The organism is Actinoplanes couchii, assembly GCF_016862075.1.
Lineage (GTDB): Bacteria > Actinomycetota > Actinomycetes > Mycobacteriales > Micromonosporaceae > Actinoplanes > Actinoplanes couchii.
Map to the genome: position 1 here is coordinate 37,368 of NZ_BOMG01000019.1, position 23,145 is coordinate 60,512.

At 72.2% G+C, this 23,145-nt stretch carries 28 protein-coding genes and 1 pseudogene; 21 read left to right on the forward strand and 8 right to left on the reverse strand.

The annotated features are described in order from the left end of the window. Nucleotides 1-129 precede the first annotated feature (129 nt). The 14 genes from Aco03nite_RS04345 (at nt 130) to Aco03nite_RS04410 (ending at nt 12,028) form a co-directional block, all read left to right on the forward strand. On the forward strand, nt 130-1,353 hold the full coding sequence (locus Aco03nite_RS04345) for an aminotransferase class I/II-fold pyridoxal phosphate-dependent enzyme (protein ID WP_203793278.1): 1,224 nt from the start codon (nt 130-132) through the stop codon (nt 1,351-1,353). After that, nucleotides 1,350-2,579 carry a beta-ketoacyl-[acyl-carrier-protein] synthase family protein gene (locus Aco03nite_RS04350; protein WP_203793279.1) on the forward strand — a complete coding sequence of 410 codons (1,230 nt, stop codon included), beginning with the start codon at nt 1,350-1,352 and terminating at the stop codon, nt 2,577-2,579. The genes Aco03nite_RS04345 and Aco03nite_RS04350 overlap by 4 nt, the downstream gene beginning before the upstream one ends. Continuing rightward, on the forward strand, nt 2,576-3,346 hold the full coding sequence (locus Aco03nite_RS04355) for a MaoC family dehydratase (RefSeq protein WP_203793280.1): 771 nt from the start codon (nt 2,576-2,578) through the stop codon (nt 3,344-3,346). Before Aco03nite_RS04350 ends, Aco03nite_RS04355 begins: the two co-directional genes overlap by 4 nt. Continuing rightward, a complete protein-coding gene (locus Aco03nite_RS04360) occupies nt 3,339-4,820 on the forward strand; it encodes an AMP-binding protein (protein ID WP_203793281.1) in 1,482 nt (493 codons plus the stop codon). Before Aco03nite_RS04355 ends, Aco03nite_RS04360 begins: the two co-directional genes overlap by 8 nt. Next, nucleotides 4,817-5,080: a phosphopantetheine-binding protein gene (locus Aco03nite_RS04365; protein WP_203793282.1), complete on the forward strand. Its 264-nt coding sequence runs from the start codon at nt 4,817-4,819 to the stop codon at nt 5,078-5,080. The genes Aco03nite_RS04360 and Aco03nite_RS04365 overlap by 4 nt, the downstream gene beginning before the upstream one ends. 4 nt (nt 5,081-5,084) lie before the next feature. Then, nucleotides 5,085-6,080, forward strand: a complete 996-nt coding sequence (locus Aco03nite_RS04370; protein WP_203793283.1) for a hypothetical protein — start codon at nt 5,085-5,087, stop codon at nt 6,078-6,080. Further along, nucleotides 6,073-6,879: a tryptophan synthase subunit alpha gene (gene trpA, locus Aco03nite_RS04375; RefSeq protein ID WP_203793284.1), complete on the forward strand. Its 807-nt coding sequence runs from the start codon at nt 6,073-6,075 to the stop codon at nt 6,877-6,879. Before Aco03nite_RS04370 ends, trpA begins: the two co-directional genes overlap by 8 nt. Continuing rightward, nucleotides 6,876-7,250, forward strand: a complete 375-nt coding sequence (locus Aco03nite_RS04380; RefSeq protein WP_203793285.1) for an ectoine synthase — start codon at nt 6,876-6,878, stop codon at nt 7,248-7,250. Before trpA ends, Aco03nite_RS04380 begins: the two co-directional genes overlap by 4 nt. A gap of 21 nt (nt 7,251-7,271) precedes the next feature. Then, nucleotides 7,272-8,411 (forward strand): acyl-CoA dehydrogenase family protein, encoded by a 1,140-nt coding sequence (locus Aco03nite_RS04385; RefSeq protein ID WP_203793286.1) that lies wholly within the window; start codon nt 7,272-7,274, stop codon nt 8,409-8,411. Continuing rightward, the gene (locus Aco03nite_RS04390; RefSeq protein ID WP_203793287.1) at nt 8,408-9,103 is read left to right on the forward strand and encodes a phosphoribosylanthranilate isomerase; all 696 of its coding nucleotides are present in this window, start codon (nt 8,408-8,410) and stop codon (nt 9,101-9,103) included. The genes Aco03nite_RS04385 and Aco03nite_RS04390 overlap by 4 nt, the downstream gene beginning before the upstream one ends. 3 nt (nt 9,104-9,106) lie before the next feature. Next, entirely contained in the window at nt 9,107-9,793 is a 687-nt protein-coding gene (locus tag Aco03nite_RS04395) for a beta/alpha barrel domain-containing protein (RefSeq protein WP_203793288.1), read from the forward strand. Between the two features lie 130 nt (nt 9,794-9,923). Further along, nucleotides 9,924-10,580, forward strand: coding sequence for a hemerythrin domain-containing protein (locus Aco03nite_RS04400; RefSeq protein WP_203793289.1), 657 nt, complete (start codon nt 9,924-9,926; stop codon nt 10,578-10,580). A gap of 36 nt (nt 10,581-10,616) precedes the next feature. Beyond that, on the forward strand, nt 10,617-11,420 hold the full coding sequence (locus Aco03nite_RS04405; RefSeq protein ID WP_203793290.1) for an ATP-binding cassette domain-containing protein: 804 nt from the start codon (nt 10,617-10,619) through the stop codon (nt 11,418-11,420). 23 nt (nt 11,421-11,443) lie between these two features. Further along, the gene (locus tag Aco03nite_RS04410; protein ID WP_203793291.1) at nt 11,444-12,028 is read left to right on the forward strand and encodes an anthrone oxygenase family protein; all 585 of its coding nucleotides are present in this window, start codon (nt 11,444-11,446) and stop codon (nt 12,026-12,028) included. Here Aco03nite_RS04410 and Aco03nite_RS04415 read toward each other — a convergent pair. Together Aco03nite_RS04415 and Aco03nite_RS04420 are read right to left on the reverse strand one after the other, a co-directional pair. Beyond that, nucleotides 11,986-12,666 (reverse strand): 4'-phosphopantetheinyl transferase family protein, encoded by a 681-nt coding sequence (locus Aco03nite_RS04415; protein WP_203793292.1) that lies wholly within the window; start codon nt 12,664-12,666, stop codon nt 11,986-11,988. The genes Aco03nite_RS04410 and Aco03nite_RS04415 overlap by 43 nt on opposite strands. Then, nucleotides 12,663-13,148, reverse strand: coding sequence for an anthrone oxygenase family protein (locus Aco03nite_RS04420; protein WP_203793293.1), 486 nt, complete (start codon nt 13,146-13,148; stop codon nt 12,663-12,665). The genes Aco03nite_RS04415 and Aco03nite_RS04420 overlap by 4 nt, the downstream gene beginning before the upstream one ends. Nucleotides 13,149-13,284: 136 nt before the next feature. Here Aco03nite_RS04420 and Aco03nite_RS04425 point away from each other — a divergent pair. Then, nucleotides 13,285-14,208 (forward strand): annotated as a pseudogene (locus Aco03nite_RS04425) (AraC family transcriptional regulator); the annotation flags it as partial. A gap of 237 nt (nt 14,209-14,445) precedes the next feature. Further along, nucleotides 14,446-14,829 (forward strand): HPF/RaiA family ribosome-associated protein, encoded by a 384-nt coding sequence (locus Aco03nite_RS04430; RefSeq protein ID WP_203793295.1) that lies wholly within the window; start codon nt 14,446-14,448, stop codon nt 14,827-14,829. 53 nt (nt 14,830-14,882) lie between these two features. Here Aco03nite_RS04430 and Aco03nite_RS04435 read toward each other — a convergent pair whose 3' ends face one another. Then, entirely contained in the window at nt 14,883-15,446 is a 564-nt protein-coding gene (locus Aco03nite_RS04435) for a hypothetical protein (RefSeq protein WP_203793296.1), read from the reverse strand. Further along, nucleotides 15,439-16,080 carry a class I SAM-dependent methyltransferase gene (locus Aco03nite_RS04440; RefSeq protein WP_203793297.1) on the reverse strand — a complete coding sequence of 214 codons (642 nt, stop codon included), beginning with the start codon at nt 16,078-16,080 and terminating at the stop codon, nt 15,439-15,441. The genes Aco03nite_RS04435 and Aco03nite_RS04440 overlap by 8 nt, the downstream gene beginning before the upstream one ends. Before the next feature lie 75 nt (nt 16,081-16,155). On the opposite strand from Aco03nite_RS04440, the gene Aco03nite_RS04445 reads away from it, so the two are divergent. Genes Aco03nite_RS04445 through Aco03nite_RS04455 form a run of 3 tightly spaced genes read left to right on the forward strand, consistent with a single transcriptional unit; the run spans nt 16,156 to nt 18,779 of the window. Further along, nucleotides 16,156-17,295: an acyl-CoA dehydrogenase family protein gene (locus Aco03nite_RS04445; RefSeq protein ID WP_203793298.1), complete on the forward strand. Its 1,140-nt coding sequence runs from the start codon at nt 16,156-16,158 to the stop codon at nt 17,293-17,295. 33 nt (nt 17,296-17,328) lie between these two features. Continuing rightward, entirely contained in the window at nt 17,329-17,784 is a 456-nt protein-coding gene (locus tag Aco03nite_RS04450) for an Lrp/AsnC family transcriptional regulator (protein WP_203793299.1), read from the forward strand. 5 nt (nt 17,785-17,789) lie between these two features. Then, a complete protein-coding gene (locus tag Aco03nite_RS04455; protein ID WP_203793300.1) occupies nt 17,790-18,779 on the forward strand; it encodes a phosphotransferase family protein in 990 nt (329 codons plus the stop codon). Here the strand turns inward: Aco03nite_RS04455 and Aco03nite_RS04460 are convergent. Then, nucleotides 18,751-19,524, reverse strand: a complete 774-nt coding sequence (locus tag Aco03nite_RS04460; protein WP_203793301.1) for a phytanoyl-CoA dioxygenase family protein — start codon at nt 19,522-19,524, stop codon at nt 18,751-18,753. The genes Aco03nite_RS04455 and Aco03nite_RS04460 overlap by 29 nt on opposite strands. Nucleotides 19,525-19,621: 97 nt before the next feature. On the opposite strand from Aco03nite_RS04460, the gene Aco03nite_RS04465 reads away from it, so the two are divergent. Then, nucleotides 19,622-20,464 carry an AraC family transcriptional regulator gene (locus Aco03nite_RS04465; RefSeq protein WP_203793302.1) on the forward strand — a complete coding sequence of 281 codons (843 nt, stop codon included), beginning with the start codon at nt 19,622-19,624 and terminating at the stop codon, nt 20,462-20,464. On the opposite strand, the gene Aco03nite_RS04470 is transcribed toward Aco03nite_RS04465, so the two are convergent. Both Aco03nite_RS04470 and Aco03nite_RS04475 read right to left on the reverse strand, forming a co-directional pair. Beyond that, nucleotides 20,458-21,663, reverse strand: a complete 1,206-nt coding sequence (locus Aco03nite_RS04470) for a pyridoxal phosphate-dependent aminotransferase (protein WP_203793303.1) — start codon at nt 21,661-21,663, stop codon at nt 20,458-20,460. The two genes, Aco03nite_RS04465 and Aco03nite_RS04470, sit on opposite strands and share 7 nt — an antisense overlap. An 80-nt stretch (nt 21,664-21,743) precedes the next feature. Further along, complete coding sequence (locus Aco03nite_RS04475; RefSeq protein ID WP_203793304.1) at nt 21,744-22,307, reverse strand: TetR/AcrR family transcriptional regulator; 564 nt, start codon at nt 22,305-22,307, stop codon at nt 21,744-21,746. A 30-nt stretch (nt 22,308-22,337) separates the two neighbouring features. Here Aco03nite_RS04475 and Aco03nite_RS04480 point away from each other — a divergent pair, with 30 nt between their 5' ends. After that, entirely contained in the window at nt 22,338-22,904 is a 567-nt protein-coding gene (locus tag Aco03nite_RS04480; RefSeq protein WP_203793305.1) for a maleylpyruvate isomerase N-terminal domain-containing protein, read from the forward strand. On the opposite strand, the gene Aco03nite_RS04485 is transcribed toward Aco03nite_RS04480, so the two are convergent. Beyond that, nucleotides 22,899-23,096, reverse strand: a complete 198-nt coding sequence (locus Aco03nite_RS04485) for a DUF397 domain-containing protein (RefSeq protein ID WP_203793306.1) — start codon at nt 23,094-23,096, stop codon at nt 22,899-22,901. The genes Aco03nite_RS04480 and Aco03nite_RS04485 overlap by 6 nt on opposite strands. Nucleotides 23,097-23,145 lie beyond the last annotated feature (49 nt).

Sequence of the window (23,145 nt, forward strand, 5' to 3'; positions counted from 1 at the left end):
ACAACGGTCAAGGTCGCCGTGAAAACCACTGGTTAAATTTGAACAACCGGCACGCTCGGCGCCCCGTGTTGCGCCCGGCTTGCGCTTCTCCCCGTAAAACTTCGCCAGACCCAAGCGGAGGAGAAGCAGATGACCGTGTCCGAGGGATGGCAGCGCCTCGAGCCGAAGCTGAACGCCATCCGGACCAGGCTGAGCGCACTCGAGTACGAGCCCGATCGCCGGCACAGCTTCCTGCCGTTCACCCACGAGCAGGACAGCCCGTACGTCGACTTCGAGGGCTCGCGCTACCTGATGATGTCCGGCTACAGCTACCTCGGCCTGGCCGGCGACCCGCGGGTCAAGGCCGCGGCCAAGGCGGCTGTCGACCAGTACGGCACCGGCGCCCACGGCGTGCGCGCCCTGGCCGGATCCCTGCCCCTGCACGAGGAGCTGGAGACCGCGGTCGCCCGGACGATGGGCCGCGAGGCCGCCATGGTGTTCGGCTCCGGCTACGCGGCGAACGTCGGCACCGTCGGCGCCCTGGTCGGGCCGGGCGACACCGTCCTGATCGACAAGCTCGACCACGCCAGCATCGTGGACGGCTGCCAGCTCAGCGGCGCCACCGTCACCCGGTTCCGGCACAACGACCCGGAGCACCTGGACCGGCGGCTCGCCGACGCCAAGGGCACCGGCCTGAAGCTGGTCATCGTGGACAGCGTCTACTCGATGGACGGCGATGTCGCGCCGCTGCCCGAGCTGCGCGCGGTCTGTGACGCACACGGCGCGCTGCTGATGGTCGACGAGGCGCACGCCCTCGGCGTCATCGGCGCTACCGGCCGCGGCATCGAGGAACACTTCGGCGGCCGGGCCCTGGTCGACGTGAAGCTCGGCACCCTCTCCAAGGCGGTGCCCGCCACCGGCGGCTGGGTGGCCGGCCCGCAGGCGCTCATCGACCACCTGCGGTTCAACGCCCGGCCGTTCCTGTTCTCCGCGGCGCTGGCCCCGGCCCAGGCCGGCGCGGCCCTGGAGACGCTGCGCATCCTGGACGCCGAACCGCACCGGGTCACCCACATCCAGCGCGAGTCGGCCCGGCTGCGGGAGACGCTGAACAAGGCCGGCATCGACACCGGCACCAGCGAGACCGCCGTCATCCCGATCATCGCGGGCTCCGACGAGAAGGCGTACGACCTGGCCACCGCCTGCCGCAAGGCCGGCGTGATCGGTCTGCCGGTGGTCTCCCCGGCGGTGCCGAACACCCAGGCCCGGCTCCGGATCGCGGTCACCGCCCGGCACTCGGCGCAGGACCTCGACGTGGCCGCCGCGGGCTTCCTGGAGGCCGCCCACGCGGTCGACCTGATCCCGAGCCTTCCGTGAGCGTCGCCGCCGACGTGGTCGTCACCGGGATGGGCGTGGTCAGCCCGGCCGGCTGCGACCTCGCCGGGTTCTGGCCGGCGCTGCTGGCCGGGCGTTCGCTGGCCGCGCCGGTGACCACTTTCGACACCAGCCGGCACAAGGCCCGGATCGGCTGTCAGGTGGCCGGCTTCGAGCAGCACGAGCACCTGGGCGCGAAGGAGGCCCGGCGGATGGACCCGTTCGCCAGGTACGCCCTCGCCGCGGCCCTCAGCGCGCACACCCACGCCGGGGCCCCCACGGTGGACGTCACCCGTACCGCCGTGGTGGTCGGCAACGCCGTCGGCGGGCGGACCGTCAGCGATCAGGAGAGCCGCAACCACGACGTGCACGGCCCGGCCCGGGTCAACCCGCTGATGCCGCTGATGACGATGCCGAACGCCGCCGCCGCGCTGATCTCGATGCGGCTGGGCTGGCGGGGACCGGCGACCACGATCGCGAACACCTGCGCCAGCGGGGCGGACGCGATCGGGCACGCCGCGCTGCTGCTGCGCACCGGGCAGGCCGACATCGTGCTGGCCGGTGGCGCCGAGGCCACGCTGACCCCGGTCACCATGGCCGCGTTCGGCAACCTCGGCGCGGTCTCCGCACGCAACGACGACCCGGCCGCCGCGGCCCGCCCGTTCGACGTGGACCGGGACGGGTTCGTGATGGGCGAGGGCGCGGCCTTCGTGGTGCTGGAGCGCCGGGCCGACGCCGCCGCCCGCGGGGCCACCGCGCACGCGGTGGTCAGCGGGTACGCCTCCGGATCGGACGCCTACCACCTGTCCATGCCGCGGGCCGGCGGGGACGGCGCGGCCGCGGTGATGACCGCCGCGATCACCGCCGCCGGGCTGCGGCCGGACGACATCCGGCACGTCAACGCGCACGGCACCGCGACCCCGCACAACGACCGGGCCGAGGCCCGCGCCCTGCACACCGTGTTCGGCGCGGACCAGCCGCCGGTCACCTCGCTCAAGGGCACCATCGGCCACCTGATCGGCGCGGCCGGCGCGGTGGAGTTCGTCGCCACCGTGCTCGCGCTGCGGCACGGCCTGGTGCCCCCGACCGCCAATCACCAGAAGACGGAGCCTGGAATGGATCTCGACGTGGTCGCCGGAGCGGCGCGGGTGGTACCCGCCGGACCGGCGCTGAGCAACTCGTTCGGGTTCGGCGGGCACAACGCCGCGCTCGTGGTGAGCCCCGCATGAGCGCGCTTGTCGCCTACCGTGCTGCGGTCCGGGCGCCGATCGGGCCGGCCGCCGTGCCCGGGCCGTCGCCGGTGCACCCCTTCGTGCTGTCCACCACCGAGTTCGAACAGACCACCCGGCGGATCGGCGGGACCGGCGCCCAGGTGCACGTCAGCCAGGAGTTCGCGGTGCACCGGCTGCTGCGCGAGGGCGAGACGGCGAGCACCGGGCTGGAGGTCGTCGGCGCCCGCAAGGAGGGCCGCGGGGTCCGGCTGGGGCTGCGCGCCGAGGTCCGCGGCGACGGCGGCGACCCGGTCTGCGCGATGGTCACCACGGTCCTGCTGACCGGCGCCACCGCCCCGGAGCCGTTCGGCGCGATGCCGCCGCTCACCGCGCCGGCCGGTTCCGGCCCCGGCGAACCGGTCACCCGGACCGTGACGCTGACCAGGGCGGACATCGCCCGGTACGCGGAGGCGTCCGGCGACCTCAACCCGATCCACCTGGACGACGAGGCGGCCCGCGCCGCCGGGTTCGATCGCGTGATCGCCCACGGCATGAACGTGGTGGCCCTGGTCACCGAGCTCGCCGCCGACCTGTTCGCGGCCGGCGACCCGGCCCGGGTCCGCGCGGTGGGCTGCCGGTTCTCCGCGCCGGTCCACCCGGACGAGCCGGTCGAGGTCACCTTCCGGCCGGACACCGCCGGCACGGTGGTGGCGTTCACCTGCGCGACCCCGCGCGGGATCGCGCTCAAGGGCGGCTGGGTCACCCTGGGAGCCGGCGATGACTGACCCGTCACCCCGGCCGGACGTTCCGGCGGTGGCCGCCGCGTTCCTGGAGCACGCCCGGCGTGACCCGGGCGCGCCGGCGCTGGCCTGGGCGGACCGGGAGATCTCCTACGGCGAACTCGCCGCCCTGGCCGCCGGGCAGCGGCCCCTACTGGACCGGCTCGGGCCGGACGAACCGGTCGGTGTCCTGGCCGCCAAGTCGCCGGGCGCCCTGGCGCTGGTCCTGGCCTGCCTGCTCACCGGGCGGCGCTTCCTGCTGCCGTCGCCGTCGCTGGCCGCGGAGACCCTGGACACCCTGTTCGACCAGGCCGGCTGCCGGACGATCGTGCGCGAGGAGGACCTGCTGCCGCCCGCCGGCGAGGTCACCTGGCCGGCGGTCGACCCGGACTCCATCGGCTTCATGCTGACCACCTCCGGGTCGACCGGGCTGCCGAAGATCGTGCCGCTGCCGCACCGGGCCGTCGACGCGTTCGCCGCCTGGGCGGCCGGGACCTTCCGGATCGGGCCGGGCCGGTCGGTGTTCAGCTACGCGCCGCTCAACTTCGACCTGTGCCTGCTCGACGTGTGGACCACCCTGGCGTACGGCGGCCGGGTGGTGCTCGCCGACACCGCCCGCGCGGCGCACGGCGGATACCTGGCGGACCTGCTGCGCCGGTACCCGGTGGACGTGATCCAGGGCGTGCCGATGCTGTACAACCTGTTGCTGGACTCCGGGGCGATCGGTTTCGCCGGGGTGTCGCACGTGCTCGTCACCGGGGACGTGATCGGCGCGGACACCCTCGCCGCGCTGCCCTGGCTGTTCCCCGGCGCGCGCCTGCACAACGTGTACGGCTGCACCGAGACCAACGACAGCCTGATCGCCGAACTGGAGCCCGGGCGGTCCGGTCCGGCGCCGCTCGGCGTGCCGCTGCCCGGCGTGGACGTGCTGCTCCTGGACTCCGGCGGGCAGCCGGTCGACGGCCCCGGAACCGGCGAGCTGTACGTCACCACCCCCTTCCAGAGCGGCGGTTACCTGGACGCGGCCCGCAGCGCCGGGAAGTTCACCGGGCACCCGCTCGGGTCCGACGACCGGCAGTGGTTCCGCAGCGGCGACCTGGTCCGGCGGGACTCCGGCGGCTCGCTGGCCCTGATCGGCCGGACCGACTTCCAGATCAAGATCCGCGGTACGGCGATCAACACCGCCGAGGTCGAGTCGGTGCTCCGTGAGTGCGACGGGGTGCTGGACGCGGCCGTGCTGACCTCTACCGACCCGGTGGCCGGCCGTCAACTGGCCGCGGTGCTGACCCGGGTGCCGGGCAGCGCCGTCAACAGCCTGACGGTGCGCCTGCACTGCGCCGCCCACCTGCCCAAGGCCGCCGTCCCGTCGACTCTGCGGATCGTGGACGTCCCGCTGCCCCGGACCTCCACCGGGAAGCTGGACCGCTCCGCAGCCGAAGAACTGCTGACCCCCGAACCGATTCCCGGAAGGACGTCATGACAAACATCGACACGATTCGGCAGTTCGTTCTCGAGGAGTTCCTCCCGGACGTGCCCGCCGACCAGCTGGCGAACGACCTGGACCTGATGGAGAGCGGTGTCGTCGACAGCCTGGGCGTGCTCAAGCTGATCGCCTGGGTGGAGGACCGCTTCGAGGTGGTCGTCGACGACACCGAGCTGAACCCGGACAACTTCCGGTCGGTGCTGGCCATCGACGCCTTCGTCACCCGCGCCGCCGTCTCCGCGGTCGGGGGGCGTTAGCACCGTGCACCCCACCGTCGAGCTGTTGTTGCAGCGCCGTGCCGAGGTGAGCCGCGAGTCGTGGGACGCCCTCTGGGACGCGCTGCGGGACCGGAGCCTGGACCGCGACGACGCGCTGGCCCTGCTGGGTTCGCTGGCCGGCGCGCTGCCCGGCCCGGTGTCGTCGGCCGCGCTGCTGGAGTCGTTCGCCGGCCGCCGCGCCACCGGGCCGGAACGGCGGCCCGGCACGGTCAACGTGGTGGGCACCGGCGGTGGACCGGCGACCTTCAACATCTCCACCGCCGCCGCCTTCACCGCGGCGGCGATCGGGGTGCCGGTGGTGAAGTCGGGCTCCCGGGCGTACACCGGCGTGCTCGGGTCGATCGACCTGCTGGAGCGCCTCGGCATCCGGCCGGCCGGCTCGTACCCGCAGATCGAGGACTCTCTCGACCGGTTCGGGCTGGCCTTCGCCGGTGGCTTCGTCTACCCGGCCGAGCTGACCCGGCTGGCCCGCCTGATCCTGCCCGCCGGGCTGCGGCCGTTCGGCCGGTTCCTCAACACGCTGGGCCCGTTCCTGGCCGAGCTGCCGGTCACCGCCCAGGTCACCGGCGTCTCCGACCCGGCCGTGCTGCCGCTGCTGCGCGACCTCGCGGCCACCGTGCCGGACCGGCGGATCTGGCTGTCCACCAACGACGCCGGGGCCGACGAGCTGCTGCCGTTCGCGGTGAACACCGTCGACACGAACTCCGGGACGGTGCCGGCGCTCCCGGCGCCGTCCGGGGGCACCCTCGCCGACCTCCGCCCGGGCACCGGCCCGGCCGGTGCGGCGGCCCGATTCCTGGAGGTCGTCGCCGGGTCCGCCGGGGACGTCGCGACCCGGACGGTGGCGTTCAACGCGGCGGCGCTCGCCCTGGCCGGCGGGCACGCCACCGCCTGGGAACCGGCGGTCGCCGAGGCCGGGAAGGCGCTGCGCGAGGGCGCGGTCCTGGCCCTGGTCATGCGGATGCGCACCGATGGCTGACTTCTTCGCGGGCGGTCCCGGGCTGGCCCTGTTCCTGAACGCCGGTGACCCGCCGCTGGACGTGCTGCGGGACGCGGTCCTCGCCCTGGACGAGGCCGGGCTCGCCTGCCTGGAGCTGGCCGTGCCGTTCCCCGGTTCGGTCACCGACGGGCCGGTGATCAGGCGGTCGGCGGAGCGGGCGCTGCGCGCGGGTGTCGACCTGGACGCGGTGCTGGACTTCGTCGCCGGCATCCGGCCGCGGCTGCGGACCACCCGGATCGCGCTGCTGGCCGACTGGAGCCACAGCCTGAAGGGGCATCCGCTGCCGGACATGCTCGACCGGATCGCCGGGTCCGGCGCCGACGGTGTGCTGCTGCACGCGCTGCCGCCCCGGCTGCGGCAGTCGTACCACGCGTCGGCGCGGGCGGCCGGACTGCCCGTCGTCACCACCTGTTACCACGGCACCTCCCGTCCCGAGGTGCTGGCCGAGGCGGCCGCGGAAGCCACCGCGTACGTCTACCTCGTCGCCCGTTACGGCCGCAGCGGCACCGCGCCCGCAGCCGGATACGGCGACCTGAACGTGTCCGTCGCAGCGTTGCGCACGGGTACCCGGGCACCGATCGCCGTCGGCTTCGGTGTCCGGAACAGCCAGGACGTGGCGGCCGTACGCGCCACCGGGGCCGACGGCGTGATCGTCGGCAGCGCCGGTGTCGCCCGGGTCGAAACGGCTCTGGCCGAGGGCCGGGACGTCGTACCCGTACTGCGGGAACTCGTCCTGGACCTTGATCCCCTCCACCATCGGAACAGGAGTCTCACGTGATCATCAGGAACCTGGAGAACGTCAAGACCGTCGAGTGGGGCAACGGCGTCAGCCGCCGTTTCCTGCTGGAGAACGACCGGATCGGTTACAGCATCACCGACACGGTGGTCCGGGCCGGCACGAAGTCGCTGCTGGAGTACCGCAACCACATGGAGTCCTGCTACTGCATCGCGGGCTCCGGCGAGGTCGTCGACATGCAGGGCAACTCGCACCCGATCGTCCCGGGCACGCTCTACGCCCTCGACCAGCACGACGCGCACTACCTGGTGGCGAGCCCGCACGAGGATCTCCGCCTGGTCTGCGTGTTCACCCCCGCGCTGCGGGGCGACGAGGTGCACGACCTCGACGGCAGCAGCTCCAGCCACTACTGACGCACACACCCCGGGGTCATCATGATCGAATGGAACGACGACCAGGTCGCTCTCCGCGACGGCCTGGGCCGCTGGAACGACGCCCTCAGCTCCGGTCACGTCGAAGGTGACGCGGCCGGGACGTTCGACTGGGACAAGTGGAAGCTGATCCGGGACACCGGAGTCCTGGGCCTGCCGTTCGGCACCGACTGGAACGGCCTGGACCAGGACCTGCTCACCACCATGTACGTCCTGGAAGGTCTCGGCGAGGGCTGCCGGGACGGTGGCCTGAGCTTCTCGGCGACCACCAGCATGGCCAGCGTCGGCGTTCCCCTGCAGAAGTTCGGCCGCCCGGAACTGCGCGACAGGCACCTGCCGCGGATCTGTTCCGGCGAGTCGATCGGAGCCCACGCCATCACCGAGGCGGACGGTGGCTCCGACGCGCTGAAGATGCGAACCCGGGCCGAACGCGACGGCGACGATTTTGTCCTCACCGGCGCCAAGACGTTCGTGAGCAACGGCCCGATCGCAGATCTGATCATGGTTTACGCCCGCTCCCACCCCGGTGGTGGTGCTCTGGGGGTGACCGCGTTCCTGGTGGAACGGGACACTCCCGGCCTGAGCGTGGGCGGTCCCTTCCACAAGATGGGACTGCGCACGTCGCCGCTGAGCGAGATCTTCCTGGACGGCTGCCGCGTCCCGGCCGCCAACGTGGTCGGCCGGATCGGCGGCGGCTTCATGGTCCTGGACCACGTGATGAAACGGGAGATCCTGTTCACCTTCATCGTCCAGGTGGGCGAGATGGCCCATCGCCTCCAACGGTGTGTCGGGTACGCCCGCACCCGCATGCAGTTCGGTAGGCCGATCGGCGCCAACCAGTCGATCTCCAACAAGATCGTGGACATGAAGGTCCGCCTGGAGACCGCCCGCAAGTGGCTCTACGACACCGCCGAGAAGCTCGAGCGCGGCCAGGACGTCACCGCCGACATCGCGATCGCGAAGCTGCTCACCAGTCAGGCCAACGTCGCCTCCGGCCTGGACGCGGTGCAGATCTTCGGCGGCAACGGCTACATGGCCGAGTACGGCCTGGAGAAGGATCTGCGCAACGCCGTCGGCGCGACCATCTACTCCGGTACCAACGAGATCCAGTACAACCGCATCGCTGCGACGCTGGGGCTATGAGCACCGGCCGGCAGGGTGCCCTGCTCAAAGTGTGCGGCGCGACCTCGGCCGCCGAGGTGCGGCTGCTCGCGGCCTCCGGCGCCGACTACGTCGGGCTCTGGTACGGCGTGTCCGGCGGCCCGGCCGACCTGTCCCTGGACCGGCTCGTGGAGCTGGCCGGGGTGGCCCGCGACGCCGGGATCAACCCGGTGCTCGTCACCTTCCTCGGCGCCGTCGACGCCCTGCATCAGGCGCTCACGCTCTCCGGGATCCGGCACCTGCAACTGCACGCCTACCAGACGCCGGGGGCGGTCGCCGCGCTGCGCCGCGCCCATCCCGGCCTGTCCGTCCTCAAGGTGCTGCACCTACGGGACGGGCAGTGCCTGGAGGACCGGTTCATCGGCGCCTACCAGCGGGCCGGGACCAGCATGTTCCTGCTCGACAAGACCACCGCGACCGGGCGGGTCGGCAGCACCGGCCACCGGCTGGACCCGGCCGAGGTGCGCGCCCTGATGCCGCGCCTGGACGTCCCGTTCCTGCTGGCCGGGGGAGTGTCCGCGGACAGTGGCGGCTACCACGACCTGATCGGTGGCCCCAGCCTGCACGGTGTCGACGTCGACACCGGCGCCCGCGACACCCTCGGCGGCTTCGACCCCGGGCTGATCGGTGCGATCGCCCGGGCCTGGCAAACCGTTCCCGAGCCGCTGAGGTGACCCTTGTCCGGATTCCTGTCCACGCTGCTGACCGCCGACCTCCCGCTGATCATGGAGATCAAGCCGCGTGATCCGGACGGCACCGATCTGCTCGGCGGCCGCAGCGCGGCGGAGGTGGTGGACACCTACGAGGCGGCCGGCGCGCCCTGCCTCTCGGTGGTCACCGGGCACTGGTTCGGCGGGTCACCGGACCTGCTGCGCGAGGTGACCCGGCGGACCACCCGGCCGGTCCTGCAGAAGGACTTCGTCACCCGGCGGGACCAGCTGGCCACCGCCCGGGACCTGGGCGCGTCGGCGGTCCTGCTGACCGCCGGCCTGCTGCCCGCCGCGGTGCTGGCCCGGATGGTGACCGCCGCGCTCTCCGCGGGCCTGACGCCGTTCGTCGAGGTCACCACCGAGCGGGAGATCGCCGCGGTGCCGCACGCCGCCGAGTGCGTGCTGGCGGTCAACAACAAGGACATCAAGATCCGCGAGCGGGGTACGGCGGAACTCACCCGTAGCACCGCCCTGTTGCCGGCTCTACGGGCCGCCGGGACGCTCTGCCCGGTGAGCGCCAGCGGCATCCACGACGCGGCGGTCGCCGCCGACCTGCTCGGACAGGGCTTCGCCGGGCTGCTGATCGGCACCTCACTGCTGCGCAGCACCGATGTCACGGCGTGGGCCGCCGACGTCCGGAACCGGTACCGCTGAGACGCTGACGCATCTCCCTGAGCCCGACGACTATGGACCGTCCAGCTCTCGCTGGTTGTAATGGTCACATGACGCTCGGCGTTCCCACCTGGCCGTTCGAGCAGCCGTCGCCGCATCGAAGGAGTCGCTCGTGCGCCCAGCCATGTCCAGTGAGAACGGTGTCCACTCGCTACCGGAGCACCTGCGGGCCTTCGCGCTGATGCACGTCGGCATGCGCCGCGACGCCCAGCGGCTGGTGGACGCCGCCCCGAACGCCACCCCGGGCACCCACTCCGGCCTCAACTCCTGGTGGCGGCAACTGCACGACGTCATCGACTGGCACCACCACAGCGAGGACGAGGTGCTCTGGCCGTCGCTGCGGGCCCTGGTGCCGGAGTTCGACGCCATCGAACGGGAGATGCTGCACGACCACTCCGCCCTGGAGGAGTCGATGGCCCAGGTCTCGGCGAACATGCGCCGGTCCACCGGGCTGACCGCGCTGGCCCCCGCCGCACACCGCTTCCACCAGATCCTGGTGGACCACCTGCGGCACGAGGAGGCGGCGATCTTCCCGGTGCTGGCCGGGCACCTGACCGTCGCCCAGTACCTCTCGATCGAACAGCGGATCATCGGCTCCGCGCCGCCGCGGGTCATGTCGTACCTGCAGCCCTGGATGTTCGACGACGCCGACCCGGCGGTGATCAGGCAGGTCGGCGCGGGCATCCCGACCCCGTTGCGGCTGCTCGGCAACACCGTCCTGAAGATGCGCTACCAGCGGACCGTCGACCCGGTGCTGGCCCTGATCTGACCTGTCCGACCCACTTCTTCCTCGACTGGGGGCACCATGTCGCTGGACACCACCCTGGACGTACCGCCGGGTCCGGGCGGCGCCCGCCGCCACATCCCACCCGACACCGCCGGGAGCATCCGCTGGCACACCACCGGGTTGTCCGCCCGGGGATCGGGCGGCGCGCAAGCGGACGCCCGGGAACGTGTCGTCCGCTGCCGCGGTCTGTCCTACCGCGCCGAAGGGCAGGCCGTCGTCGACGGAGTGTCCTTCGACATCCACGCCGGCGAGGCGTTCGGCCTGTTCGGGTCGGACGCGCCGGCCCGCTCGGCGATCGTCGCCATGGTGTGCGGCCTGCTCGAATCCGGCACCGGATCGGTCCACCTGCTCGGCACCCCGGTCGAGCGGATCGAACCCGCGGACCTGCCCGCCACCGTCGGTTACGTGGCCCGCAGCTCGGTCCTGCTCAGCTCCGGGACGATCGGCGAGAACCTGTCCCTGTGGGCCCGGATCGGCGACCTGCCGGACAGCGAACACCAGCTGCGCATCGCCGGCGCGCTGGCCCAGGTCGGCCTCACCACCCGCCGCGACGACCCGGTGGCCCGCTGCACCACCGGCACCCTGCGCGAACTCAGCGTCGCGGTGGCCCTGCTGCACCGGCCGCGGGTGCTGGTCCTCGACGAACCGGGCACCGGGCTGACCCCACGCGGCCGGACCCGGCTCGGCGCCACCCTGGCCGGACTGCGCGACAGCGGCGTCGCCCTGCTCTGCTCCGGGGCCGCGGCCTCGGACTTCCCCGGGCTCTGCCGGTCGGCGGCCCGCCTCGAGAACGGCCTGCTCACCCTCGACCCGGCCGCCTGAGAAACACTTTCGGAAAGGGCGTCATGTCCAGCAACCCTCCCTATGCGGTGCCCTACCCGGCCGTACCGCGGCAGGCTCGTCCCGGCCCACGGGGAACCCGGCGGGTGACCGCCACCCTGATCGCGTCGACGGTCTGCATGGGCCTGATGGCCGGGATCTTCTTCGCCTTCACCGTCTCGGTCATGCCCGGCCTCGCGGTGAGCGACGACCTGACCTTCGTCACGGCGATGCAGCACATCAACGACAAGATCGAGAACGGGCTGTTCGGCCTGGTCTTCGTCGGCGCCTTCGCCTTCCCGGTGGCCGCCGCCGTCCAGCTGTTCCGCCGCGGGCGGTGGGCCGCCGCGATCTGGACCGCCGCGGCGGCCTTCGCCTACCTGCTGGTGCTCGGCCTGACCATGGCGGTGGAGATCCCGCTCAACGAGACCCTGGCGGCGGCCGGTGATCCGAGCCGGATCAGCGACCTGGCCCGGGTCCGCGGCGACTTCGAGCACACCTGGGTGCCGGTGAACGATCTGCGGACCTTCTTCAACCTGGCCGGCCTGGCGCTGCTGGCGCCGGCCCTCTACCTGCACGGCAAGGCGTCGGCCGCTTCCTCGCGCGGCTGAGCCGCGATCGCGGCCAGCAGGAGTCCGTCGTGCACACTCCACCGACCGCCGGGCAGCACCGGGTCACCCGGCTGCCCGGCGACCGGCACCGCGGTGAAACCACCCTCCGGATCCAGGGTCACCACCACGTCCCGGAAGCCGAGCCAGCGACCGGTGAGCGGGAACCACGCCTTGTAGAAGGCCTCCTTCACACCGAACAGGACCTTCTCCCAGGGCACCTCCGCCCGTACGACGGACAACCGCGCCAGATCCTCCCGCTCCTGACCGGAACTGATCAGACCGAGCACCCCGTTCGGGAGCGGGCCGGCCGGCTCCGCGTCGATACCCAGCGACGCGGCCACCGACGTCGGCGCCACCACCGCGGCCCGGAAACCCCGGCAATGGGTCAGGCTGCCCGCCACGCCCTCGGGCCAGACCGGCGCACCGCCCGGCCCCCGCACGATCGGCATCGGCGGGTGCCCCAGTTCGGCCAGGGCTTGCCGGGCGCACCTCCGGACGGTGGCGAACTCGCTCCGCCGGGCCGGCGTGGCACCCACGATCAGCTCCTGCTCGGCGGGGAAGAGCGGGGCCGGCGCGTCGTCGTCGAAGGCGACGGCGCACCGGATCCCGGGCGGGAGCAGATCCTCCAGGAGGGTCACAGCTGTCCGTGCTGGATCAGCGCCCAGACCACCGCGACGAACGCGCCGGTGTTGGTCAGGGTGCGCAGGTGGTGGGCCCGCACCCAGGGGCCGAAGAACGCGTCCCGCACCCGCTTCGGGTCGGTCACGCCCCGGGCCGGCCCGGCCGCGGCCAGCCGGTTGTTCAGCGGGATGTTCACCCCGAAGGTGATCACCAGGGTCGCGACGTACAGCAGCAGCCCGATCGCCAGCGGGATCCACACCGACGGGTGGCCGGCCGAGAACTGCTGGAACGTGGCCACCCCGGTGGCGATCAGCGAGCCGACGAACAGCAGGCCGAACACCGGGTTCTGGATGGACACGTTGATCCGCTGCATGACGTCGATGACCGTCTTGTCGTCGGTCCCGCGCAGCGCCGGCATGACGGAGCCCGCGAACCCGTAGAACAGGCCGGCCATCAACCCGAGCGAGACGGCGGCGATGAACAGGATCGTGGTCGTCATGTGCCGGGACACCTTTCCGAAAGTCATCTGGTCGGATCCATTCAATCGGATCCGGGCTGGACTCAACATGGTCAAGAGGCTCTCCGACATGTTTCATCGTCTAGCTGCCGGCACCTGTAGCCGATACGCTGCCACTATGGACACCCTGACCGGCCTGCTGGACGAACCGCGTGCCCGGGGTGCCTTCCTGCTCCGGTCCGTCCTCGACCCGCCGTGGTGCCTGAGCATCCGGGACGAGGCGCCCCTCTCCCTGGTCACACCGGTCCGCGGCACCGCCTGGATCACCCCGCGCGACGGCGGCCCGGTGCGCATCGACCCCGGCGACGTCGCCGTCATCCGCGGCCCCGACCACTACACCGTCGCCGACGACCCCGGCACCCCGGTGCAGATCGTCATCCACCCCGGCCAGCGGTGCACCACCATCGACGGCGCCGACCAGAGCGAGGTGATGGACCTCGGCGTCCGCACCTGGGGCGACAGCCTGGACAGCCGGACCGTCATGATCAGCGGCACCTACCAGCTGCACAGCGAGATCAGCACCCGGCTGCTGCGTGCCCTGCCCACCCTGCTGGTGCGCCCCGCCGCCGACGGCGACGACACCCTGGTCACCCTGCTCGGTCAGGAGATGAGCCGCACCGGCCCGGCCCAGGAGCTCGTCCTCGACCGGATCCTCGACCTGCTGCTCATCTCGGTCCTGCGCAGCTGGCTCGCCTCCTCCGACACCAGCGTGCCCGGCTGGCACCACGCCCAGAGCGACCAGGTCGTCGGCCCCGCCCTGCGGATGCTGCACGAGGAGCCCGCCCACCAGTGGACGGTGGCGTCCCTGGCCACCCGGGCCGGCGTGTCCCGGGCCTCGCTGGCCCGCCGGTTCACCGACCTGGTCGGCGAGCCCCCGATGACCTACCTGACCCGGTGGCGTCTCACCCTCGCCGCCGACATGCTGCGCCGCGGCGACGCGACCATCGGCACGGTGGCCCGGCACGTGGGGTACGGGAGCGCGTTCGCGCTGAGTGCCGCCTTCAAACGGGAACGCGGGGTGAGCCCGCAGGAGTACCGGCGGCTCGCCGACGGGCACCCCCGCCGCCCGCAGGAGAGCCCGTTCGCACCTCTGCAGCCGGACGGGCAGCCCCGGGTGGTCTGGCTCGGCGCGCCGGCGGCGCCGTCGGTCCCCGCCGCCCCGGTCCCGGTCGCCTGACCACCCGTCCGCGCGGGCGGCAGTGGTGAGGGTCGATCTCGATTCGTTCTGGTCGGGTTGGGTATGGGATCTCTGACCGTTTCGCCGGACAGAGGAGATCAGATGAGCGCCGTCGCCAACCCGGCCACCGTCGCGGAGTGCCTGCGGATGGGGGCCGGATTCTCGCAGGGGGACCGCAACTGGATCGAGGAGCTGCTCGGCACCCTGGACACCCGGCTCGCGTCGTTCCACGAGGACTCCACCGCACTGGAGATCTCGGTCAAGGACCGCACCGCGCCCGGCCAGAAGGTGACCCTGGAGGCGTTCCTCAGTGGCGGCGACAAGATCGTCACCACCTCGTCCCTGGAGGACCTGCACGCGGCCGTCATGGATTGCCGCGACGACCTGCGGCGCCGGCTGAACGACGCCAAGACCCGGCAGGAGCCCCGCCACAACCGGCACCTGCGTGACGTGCCGCAGCCGGACCCGGCCGACCTGACCATCTGAGCCGACCACCGGCGGGGCCCCGGGGTAGGGCCGGGGTTCCGCCGGGTGGCCGTCTACCCGCCCGGCCAGATCTCCACGTCGTCGCCGTCGCCGTCGCCGTCGCCGCCGTCGCCGTCGCCGTCGCCGTCGCCGTCGCCGTCGCCGTCGCCGTCGTTGCCGTCGCCGTCGCCGTCGCCGCCGTCGCCGCCGTCGCCGTCGCCGTCGCCGCCGTCGCCGCCGTTGCCGTCGCCGTCGCCGTCGCCGCCGTCGCCGTCGCCGTCGCCGCCGTTGCCGTTGCCGTCGCCGTCGCCGTCGCCGGAGGAGCCGGGGGAGCCGGGCAGGGGCGTTCCGGACCGGCGGCACAGCTCGGCCACCGCCTCGGTGAAGCCCTCCGCGTCGCTGTGGATCTCGAAGAACTCGCCCCAGGTCAGGTCGATCGTCATCTCCGGGGCCGGTTCGTCGTCCGGCACCCAGGCGATCATTCTCAGCCGGACGACGGAGACCTCGTCCCAGGGCACCTCGTACGCGCTCTCGCCGCCCTCCTGCATGACCTTGCCGAAGACGGAGACCCGGGGCGCACTCACGTACGTCACGGTGATCCCGTCGTCGGTGACCACGATCCGCGTCCGGTCAGACATCCGCGCTCCCTGGTTTGCGCACCAGCAGCTGCAGGGCCTCCGCGCTGTTCCGGTTCATGGTCGCCACCGTGACCCGGCGCTCCGTCACCACCGCGTACCCGGGAAAGAGCCCTCGCAGGTGCTCCGCCGCATGATGGCGGCACACCGCGCCGTCCCCGGTGGTGAACACCCCGTACGGGGAGCCGCCGGCGTACCGCCGCAGGTTGCGCTCGTCGGACTGCAGCAGCAGGTCACTGAGGTGGACGAGCCCGCCGGGCGCCAGCACCCGGTCCAGTTCGGTCACCAGCGCCCGCTGGTCCCGGTCGGCCGGCACGCAGGTGAGCACGGCGAACAGCACGGCCACGTCGACGCTCCCGGAAGCCGCCGCCAGCCGTGGCGGGTCCGCCTGGACACGCAGATCGAGCCCGGGCCGGGCCGCTCGTCCCCGCTCGATCAGCGCGGCGGACACGTCCACCCCGGTGATCCGCCCGAACCCGGCGTCGGCGAGTTGCCCGGCGATCCGCCCGTACCCGCACCCGTAGTCGAGGATCCGCGAGTCCCGGCTGATCCCTTCCAGCCACGAGAGATCCATCGGGTGGGTGAACTCCTTGGCCGCGCCGATCGTGTTCCAGTAGTGCCGGGCAGGTTCTTCCATGCGGCAACACGGTAGTCCTGCCCGGCGACCGGCCGTGTCACCCACAATCCGATGAACGATCGTTAGGCTGAGGTCATGAGCGTTGACCGACTGCTTCCCACCCCTGAAGCACACGACCTGCTCGACCTGACCGCCGAGCTCGCCACCCGTGAGCTGGCCGGCAAGGTCGACGACTTCGAGGCGCGCGGCGAGTTCCCCCGTGAGGTGCTGCGGACCCTGGGCCGGGCCGGGCTGCTCGGGCTGCCCTATCCGGAGGCCGACGGCGGCGCCGCCCAGCCGTACGAGGTGTATGTCCAGGTCCTGGAGATCCTGGCGGGCACCTGGCTGGGCATCGCCGAGGCGGTCAGCGTGCACACCCTGTCGTGTTTCCCGGTGGCCGGGTTCGGCACGCCGGAGCAGCGCAAGATGCTGCCCGACATGGTGGGCGGCGAGCTGCTGGGGGCCTACGCGCTCTCCGAACCGCAGGGCGGCAGCGACGCGGCGGGCCTGACCACCCGCGCGGTCGCCGACGGTGACGACTACGTGCTCAACGGGACGAAGGCGTGGATCACCCACGGCGGACGAGCGGACTTCTACAACATCTTCTGCCGTACGGGTGGGGACGGCGCCCGGGGCATCTCGTGCGTGCTGGCCGACGCGTCGACGCCGGGCCTGCTGCCCCAGGCGCCGGAGCGGCTGATGGGCCTGCGGTCGTCGGCGCCGGCGCAGATCGTCCTCGAGGACGCCCGGGTGCCGAGAGATCGCCTGGTCGGGGTGGAGAACGAGGGTTTCGCCATCGCGATGAAGGCGCTCGACGCGGGCCGTCTCGGGATCGCCGCGTGCGCGGTGGGGCTGGCGCAGGCGGCTGTCGACTACGCCACCGGGTACGCGAAGGAGCGTGAGCAGTTCGGCAAGCCGATCGCGTCGTTCCAGGGCCTCGGTTTCATGCTCGCCGACATGGCCACCCAGGTGTCCGCGGCCCGCGCGCTGCTGCTGAACGCGTCCCGGCTGAAGGACCACGGCCGTCCGTTCACGATCGAGGCGGCGAAGGCGAAACTGTTCGCCACCGACATGGCGATGCGGGTGACCACCGACGCGGTGCAGGTGCTCGGGGGGTACGGCTACTCCGCCGACCATCCGGTGGAGCGCTGGTTCCGGGAGGCGAAGGTGCTGCAGATCGTGGAGGGCACGAACCAGATCCAGCGGCTGGTGATCGCCCGGTCGATGACGAAGTGAGGTGCGGCGGCCCGGGTGCAGTAATCTGGCGCGGTGGAAGAGATCGACCAGGCTGTCGTGTCGGCCCTGACCGCGGACGGCCGGTTGTCGTACACCGACTTGGCCGAGCGGGTGGGCCTGAGCGTCTCCGCGGTGCATCAGCGTGTCCGGCGGCTGGAGCAGCGCGGGGTGATCAACGGCTACACGGCCCGGGTGTCGTACGAGGCGCTGGATCTGCCGTTGACGGCGTTCGTGGCGATCCGCCCGTTCGATCCGTCGCAGCCGGACGACGCGCCCGAGCGGCTCGCCCACCTGTCCGAGATCGACTCGTGCTATTCGGTGGCCGGTGAGGACTTCTACCTGCTCCTGGTGCGGGTGAAGTCCCCGGCCGACCTGGAGCGCCTGTTGCAGGACATCCGGACGGCGGCGAACGTGACGACCCGGACGACGGTGGTGCTGTCGACACCGTACGAGCACCGGCCGCCCAAGATCGTCACACCCGCCGAGTAGCGCCGGTGGAGAGCATCACCAAGAACCGGCAGTCGCCGGCGGCGCTGCAGGCGATGATCGAGCGCGCCTACGGCCCGGCGGAGGTGCCGTCCGGCGACGGCTGGTTCACCGAGATGGGTGACGGCTGGTTCAGCGTGGTCTACCTGATCACGCTGCGGTCCGGCACCCGGGTGGTCCTCAAGGTCGCGCCACCGGCCGGTGTCGAGGTGATGACCTACGAGATCGGCGCGATGGCCACCGAGCTGGAGGCGTTGCGCCTGCTCCGGGGGCATGTCCCGGTGCCCGCGGTGCACTTCGCGGACCGCAGTCACGACCTGTGCGACGCCGACTGGTTCTTCATGGACTTCGTCGACGCGCCGCATTTCGGCACCGTCCGCGGCACGCTCTCCGCCGCCGAGCAGGACACCGTCGGTGCGGCGATCGGCGCGCTCAACCGCCGGATCAACGGCATCCGCGGTCCGGCGTTCGGCCCGCTGTCCGGCCCCGGCGACCCGACGTGGCGGGCGGCGTTCACCCGGATGATCGGCGCCGTCCTGGACGACGGCGAGCGCCGGTCGGTGCCGCTCGGCATCGGTTACGACGAGGTCCGGGCGCTGATCGCCGCGCACGCCGGCAGCCTCGACGAGGTCACCGAGCCCTGCCTGGTCGAGTGGGACCTGTGGTCCACGAACGTGCTGGTCCGGGACGGTGCCGTGGTGGCGATCATCGATCATGAGCGGGCGTTCTTCGGTGACCCGCTGATGGAGGCCGGGTTCACGGCGACCGATCTCCCGGCGTACGGCGAATCGTCCGCCTTCGTGCGTGGTTACGGCCGGTCCCCGGTCACGCCCGCCGAACGCACCCGCCGCCGCCTCTACACCCTGCACCTGACTCTGATCATGACGATCGAGCCGACGTTCCGGCAGTTCGACGACCCCGAGTCGTACGCCTGGGCCCGCGCCCGCCTGCACGAGGCGCTGGCCCTGCTCACCGCCCCAGCCCCTGCCGAATGGTGATCTCCACCGGCGAATGGTCGCCGTCGGCCCGGTCCAGATCGTACGGCGCGTCCGGCATCAGCGGCGGCTGAGCCAGGAACCGCGGCCGCGTGCCGTGATGCGGTTGCGCCGCGTGCACCAGGAACGGATGGCACAGGAAGACGTCGCCCGGCGACCCGGTGGCCAGCACGGTCGGCCGATGCCGGGACGCCGCTTCCAGTTCGGGGGCGAGGGTGAGCATGCTCGCCCCGTCGTCGCCGTGCTTCTCCAGCACCTTCGGCACGTCGAGGTGGGAGCCGGCCCGGATCCGGGTCGGGGCGTCCGCCTCCCCGACCTCGCTGAACAGGTACAGCATCAGCAGTGCCCGTCCTCGGGACCGCAGGTTGGTGAAGTGCCAGCTCCCGTTCTCGCCCTCCGGCAGGTAACCGCCCTCGATGTGCCAGCCCGCGTCGTCCGGTTCCTCCTCGTGCGGGAACCGCAGCGGGAACGAGCCCAGCGAGTAGCGCGGTAGCCACCGCCCGGGCCCGGCGAGCAGATCGTAGGCGTGGTGCAGGTACGGTGAGTTGGGCGCGGCGGCGAACGGCCCCTGCGTCATCTCGCCCACCCAGTGCACCGGTTTTGTCCAGGTCGCCGGATCGTCGCGGTCGCAGCCGGTCTCCCGCCACAGCAGCCGCGCACAGTGCTCGGCCACGAGGGGGGCGACGGCGCCCTCCAGTTTCACGAACCCGTCCCGCAGGAACCGCGACGTCAGCGTGGTGTCATCCATGCCCGTCAGCATCGCCGGCACCGGCCGCGGTCGCCCGACATCTTCCGCGCCGTTGCGATCAGGCCCCGCCGGCACCGGGCCTGCTAGGAAGGACCGTGTGATCTCGGAGCTCAACCGCCTGGTCGACCTCGTCGAAGCGAACCTGACCGGCGACCTCGACGTCAAGGACGTGGCCCGGCGGCTCGGCACCACCGAGTACCACCTGCGGCGGATGTTCTCGTCGCTGGCCGGGATGCCGCTGTCGGAGTACGTGCGCCGCCGCCGGATGACGGTCGCCGCCGCCGACGTCGTCCGGGGTGAGCCGGACCTGCTGACCGTCGCGATCCGGTACGGCTACGGCTCGGCCGAGGCGTTCGGGCGGGCGTTCCGGGCGGTCCACGGCGCCGGGCCGGGTGAGGTGCGCCGCGCCGGCGGCCCGCTGCGCTCACAACCGCAGCTCCGGTTCCGGCTGACCGTCGAGGGCAGCGAGCGGATGGACGCCCGCATCGTCGACCGCCCCGCCTTCCGGCTGGTGGGTCACGCCGCCCGGGTGCCGCTGATCCACCACGGCGTCAACGAGCACATCCGGCAGCACCTCCGATCGTTGCCGCCGACCGCACGCCCCCGCCTGCTGGCCCTCGGCGACACCGACCCGGCCGGCCTGCTCGGCGTCAGCGACGACCTGGACCCCGACCGGGCCGAAGGCACCGAACTGACCTATCTGTACGGCGTCGCGATGTCGCCGGGCACCCCGGTACCGTCCGGCCTGGACGTCATCGAGGTCCCGGCCGGCCGCTGGGTGGTCTTCCGGGCCGAGGGCCCGCAACCGGAGACCCTGCAGCGGATCTGGGCCGCCACCGCCACCGAGTGGTTCCCGTCCAACCCGTGGCGCCTGCGGGCCGCCCCGGAGATCGTCGCGACCGGCGAACTCTGGCTCCCGGTGGAGCCGGCAGGCTACTGACGGTAACCGGAGAGGAAGTCGGCGAAACGGTTGATCGCCTCGTCCAGGACGTCCACCGGAGCCAGGAAGACGAACCGTACGTGATCAGGGGTGTCGATGTTGAATCCGCTCCCGTGTGACAGGAGCAGGTGCTTCGCCTCCAGCAGGTCGATGATCAGGCGCTCGTCGTCCCGGATCTTGTGGACCTCGGGGTCGAGTTTGGCGAAGAGGTACAGCGCGCCCTCGGGCCGGAAACACTCCACCCCGGGAATGGCGGTCAGTGACTGCCACGCGTGCTCCCGCTGGTCGTAGAGCCGGCCGCCGGGCCGCACCAGCGGCTCGATCGACTGGTAACCACCGAGCGCGGTCTGGATCGCGTGCTGCGCCGGCACGTTGGGGCACAGGCGCATGTTGGCCAGCAGCTGGAGGCCCTCGAGGTAGTCGGTGTCCTGCGGCCCGAAGCCGGTCACCGCCAGCCAGCCGGACCGGAACCCGGCGGCCCGGTGCGTCTTGGACAGCCCGCCCATGCTGATCATCGGCACGTCGGGGGCGATCGACGCGGCGGTGTGGTGGACCGCGTCGTCGTACACGATCTTGTCGTAGATCTCGTCGGCGAAGACCAGCAGACCGTGCCGGCGGGCGATGTCCAGCATGCCCGCGAGGGTCGCGCGGGAGTAGACCGCGCCGGTCGGGTTGTTCGGGTTGATGATCACCATGGCGCGGGTGTTCGCGGTGATCCGGGACGCGAGATGCTCCAGATCGGGCTGCCACCCGTTGCTCTCGTCACACCGGTAGTGCACGGCCCGCCCACCGCACAGCGACACCGCGCCGGTCCACAACGGGTAGTCCGGCGACGGCACCAGCACCTCGTCACCGGTGTCCAGCAGCGCCTGCAATGACATCACGATCAGCTCGGAGACGCCGTTGCCGAGCATCACGTCCTCGGGCTGGACCGTGGTGGCGCCCTGCAGCTGGTACTTCTGCGCGACCGCGACCCGCGCCGAGTATATTCCCCGCGCGTCGCTGTAGCCCTGCGCGCTCTTCAGGTTGTGGACGACGTCGGCGACGATCGGATCGGGCGTGGCGAGGCCCCACGGCGCCGGGTTGCCGAGGTTCAGCTTGATGATCTGGTTGCCGGCGTCCTCCAGCTCGATCGCCCGGCGCAGGACCGGCCCGCGAATGTCGTAACGGACGGCCTTGAGCCGCTGCGCCTGCTTCATCGGGGACCTCCGGGTCGTGACCAGTGCCGAAGCCGAAGCCTAGCCACTGCGGCCGGGCCCTCCGCAGGCCAATTCCCGGACTATGGTCTGCCGAACAGCAGATCCAGGTGCCCGTCCAGTGCCGCCCGGGCCTCCTGCGGGGTGTACTGCCCGCCGAGCAGGTACACGCCGAGACCCTCCATCAGAGCCAGAAGACCACGAGCCTGCTGCGGTACGGGGCACAGGCTCGCGAAGAACCCGGCCATCTGCCCGGTCTCCTCCCGCAGCACTGCCGAAGCCCCCGGCCGCACCGCCGTCCAGGCGAGGAACGCCAGCGCCACCCGCCCGTCCGCCCGCGACTCGTCGTCCAGCGGCAGCAGCGTGGTGATGATGGTGCGCAGCAGCTCCCGGGGCTCCGGCGTGTCGCCGAGCCGCCCGACCGCCTCGGTGACCCGGACCTGGTTGCGCTCCCGGACGACGTCCATGGCGAAGGCCATCATCTCGGCCTTCGTCCTGAAATAGTGCTGCACCATGCCCGCCGACACGCCCGCCTCGGCCGCCACGTGCCGCAGGCTGACCGCTTCCAGACCGTGCTCGGCCGCGACCCGCATCAGCGCGTCGGCGATCAGGGTGCGCCGCTGCAGCCGGTCCACCTTCTTGGGCATGGCCCGATGCTGTCACGCATGATGGTCGGCATGGATGCCGGGGATGTGGAAGCCGCCGTCGAACAGATGCAGCGTGTCCTGGTGCCGGTGCAACACCACGATTGGTCGGTACGAGCGGGTGACCTCGACTGGACGTGCGCCGAGACGGCCGCGCACGTGGCCCACGACCTGACCGCCTACGCGACCCAGCTGGCGGGCCGGGTGCCCGACGCGTACCTGCCGCTGGATCTGGGGGTCCGCCCGGGCACGGCGCCGGCCGTGATCCTGCGGGTGGCGGCCGCGTGCGGCGCGATGCTGTCGTCGGTGCTGCGCACGGCGGGCCCGGAGGCGCGGGCCTGGCACTGGGGCCCCACCGACCCGGCGGGCTTCGCCGCGATGGGTGTCAACGAGACCCTGGTGCACACCTGGGACGTGACCCGGGGCCTGACGATCCCGTGGGCCCCGCCGCGGCGCCTGTCCGCGGCGGTCCTGTCCCGGCTGTTCCCGGACGCCCCGGCGGGTGACCCGTCCGAGGTACTTCTGTGGTGCACGGGCCGGATCGCGCTGCCGGCCCACCCGCGCCGTACATCGTGGAAGATGCGGGCCAGCGTCCTATAGGTCGAACTCGCCGTCCTTGGCGCCGCTGATGAAGGCCGCCCACTCGCGACGGTTGAAGGTCAGCACTGGTCCGCCCGGGTCCTTGGAGTCGCGGACCATGATCTGCTCGGGTTGCGGAGCGACCTCGACACACGCGCCACTGCTGCTGTGTGTGCTCTTGCGCCACTGTTCCACGGCCACCCACCGATCCATAGTCGTCGTCGTTACGACCGGATCGTACCCACGCATTTGCCCGTTTTGT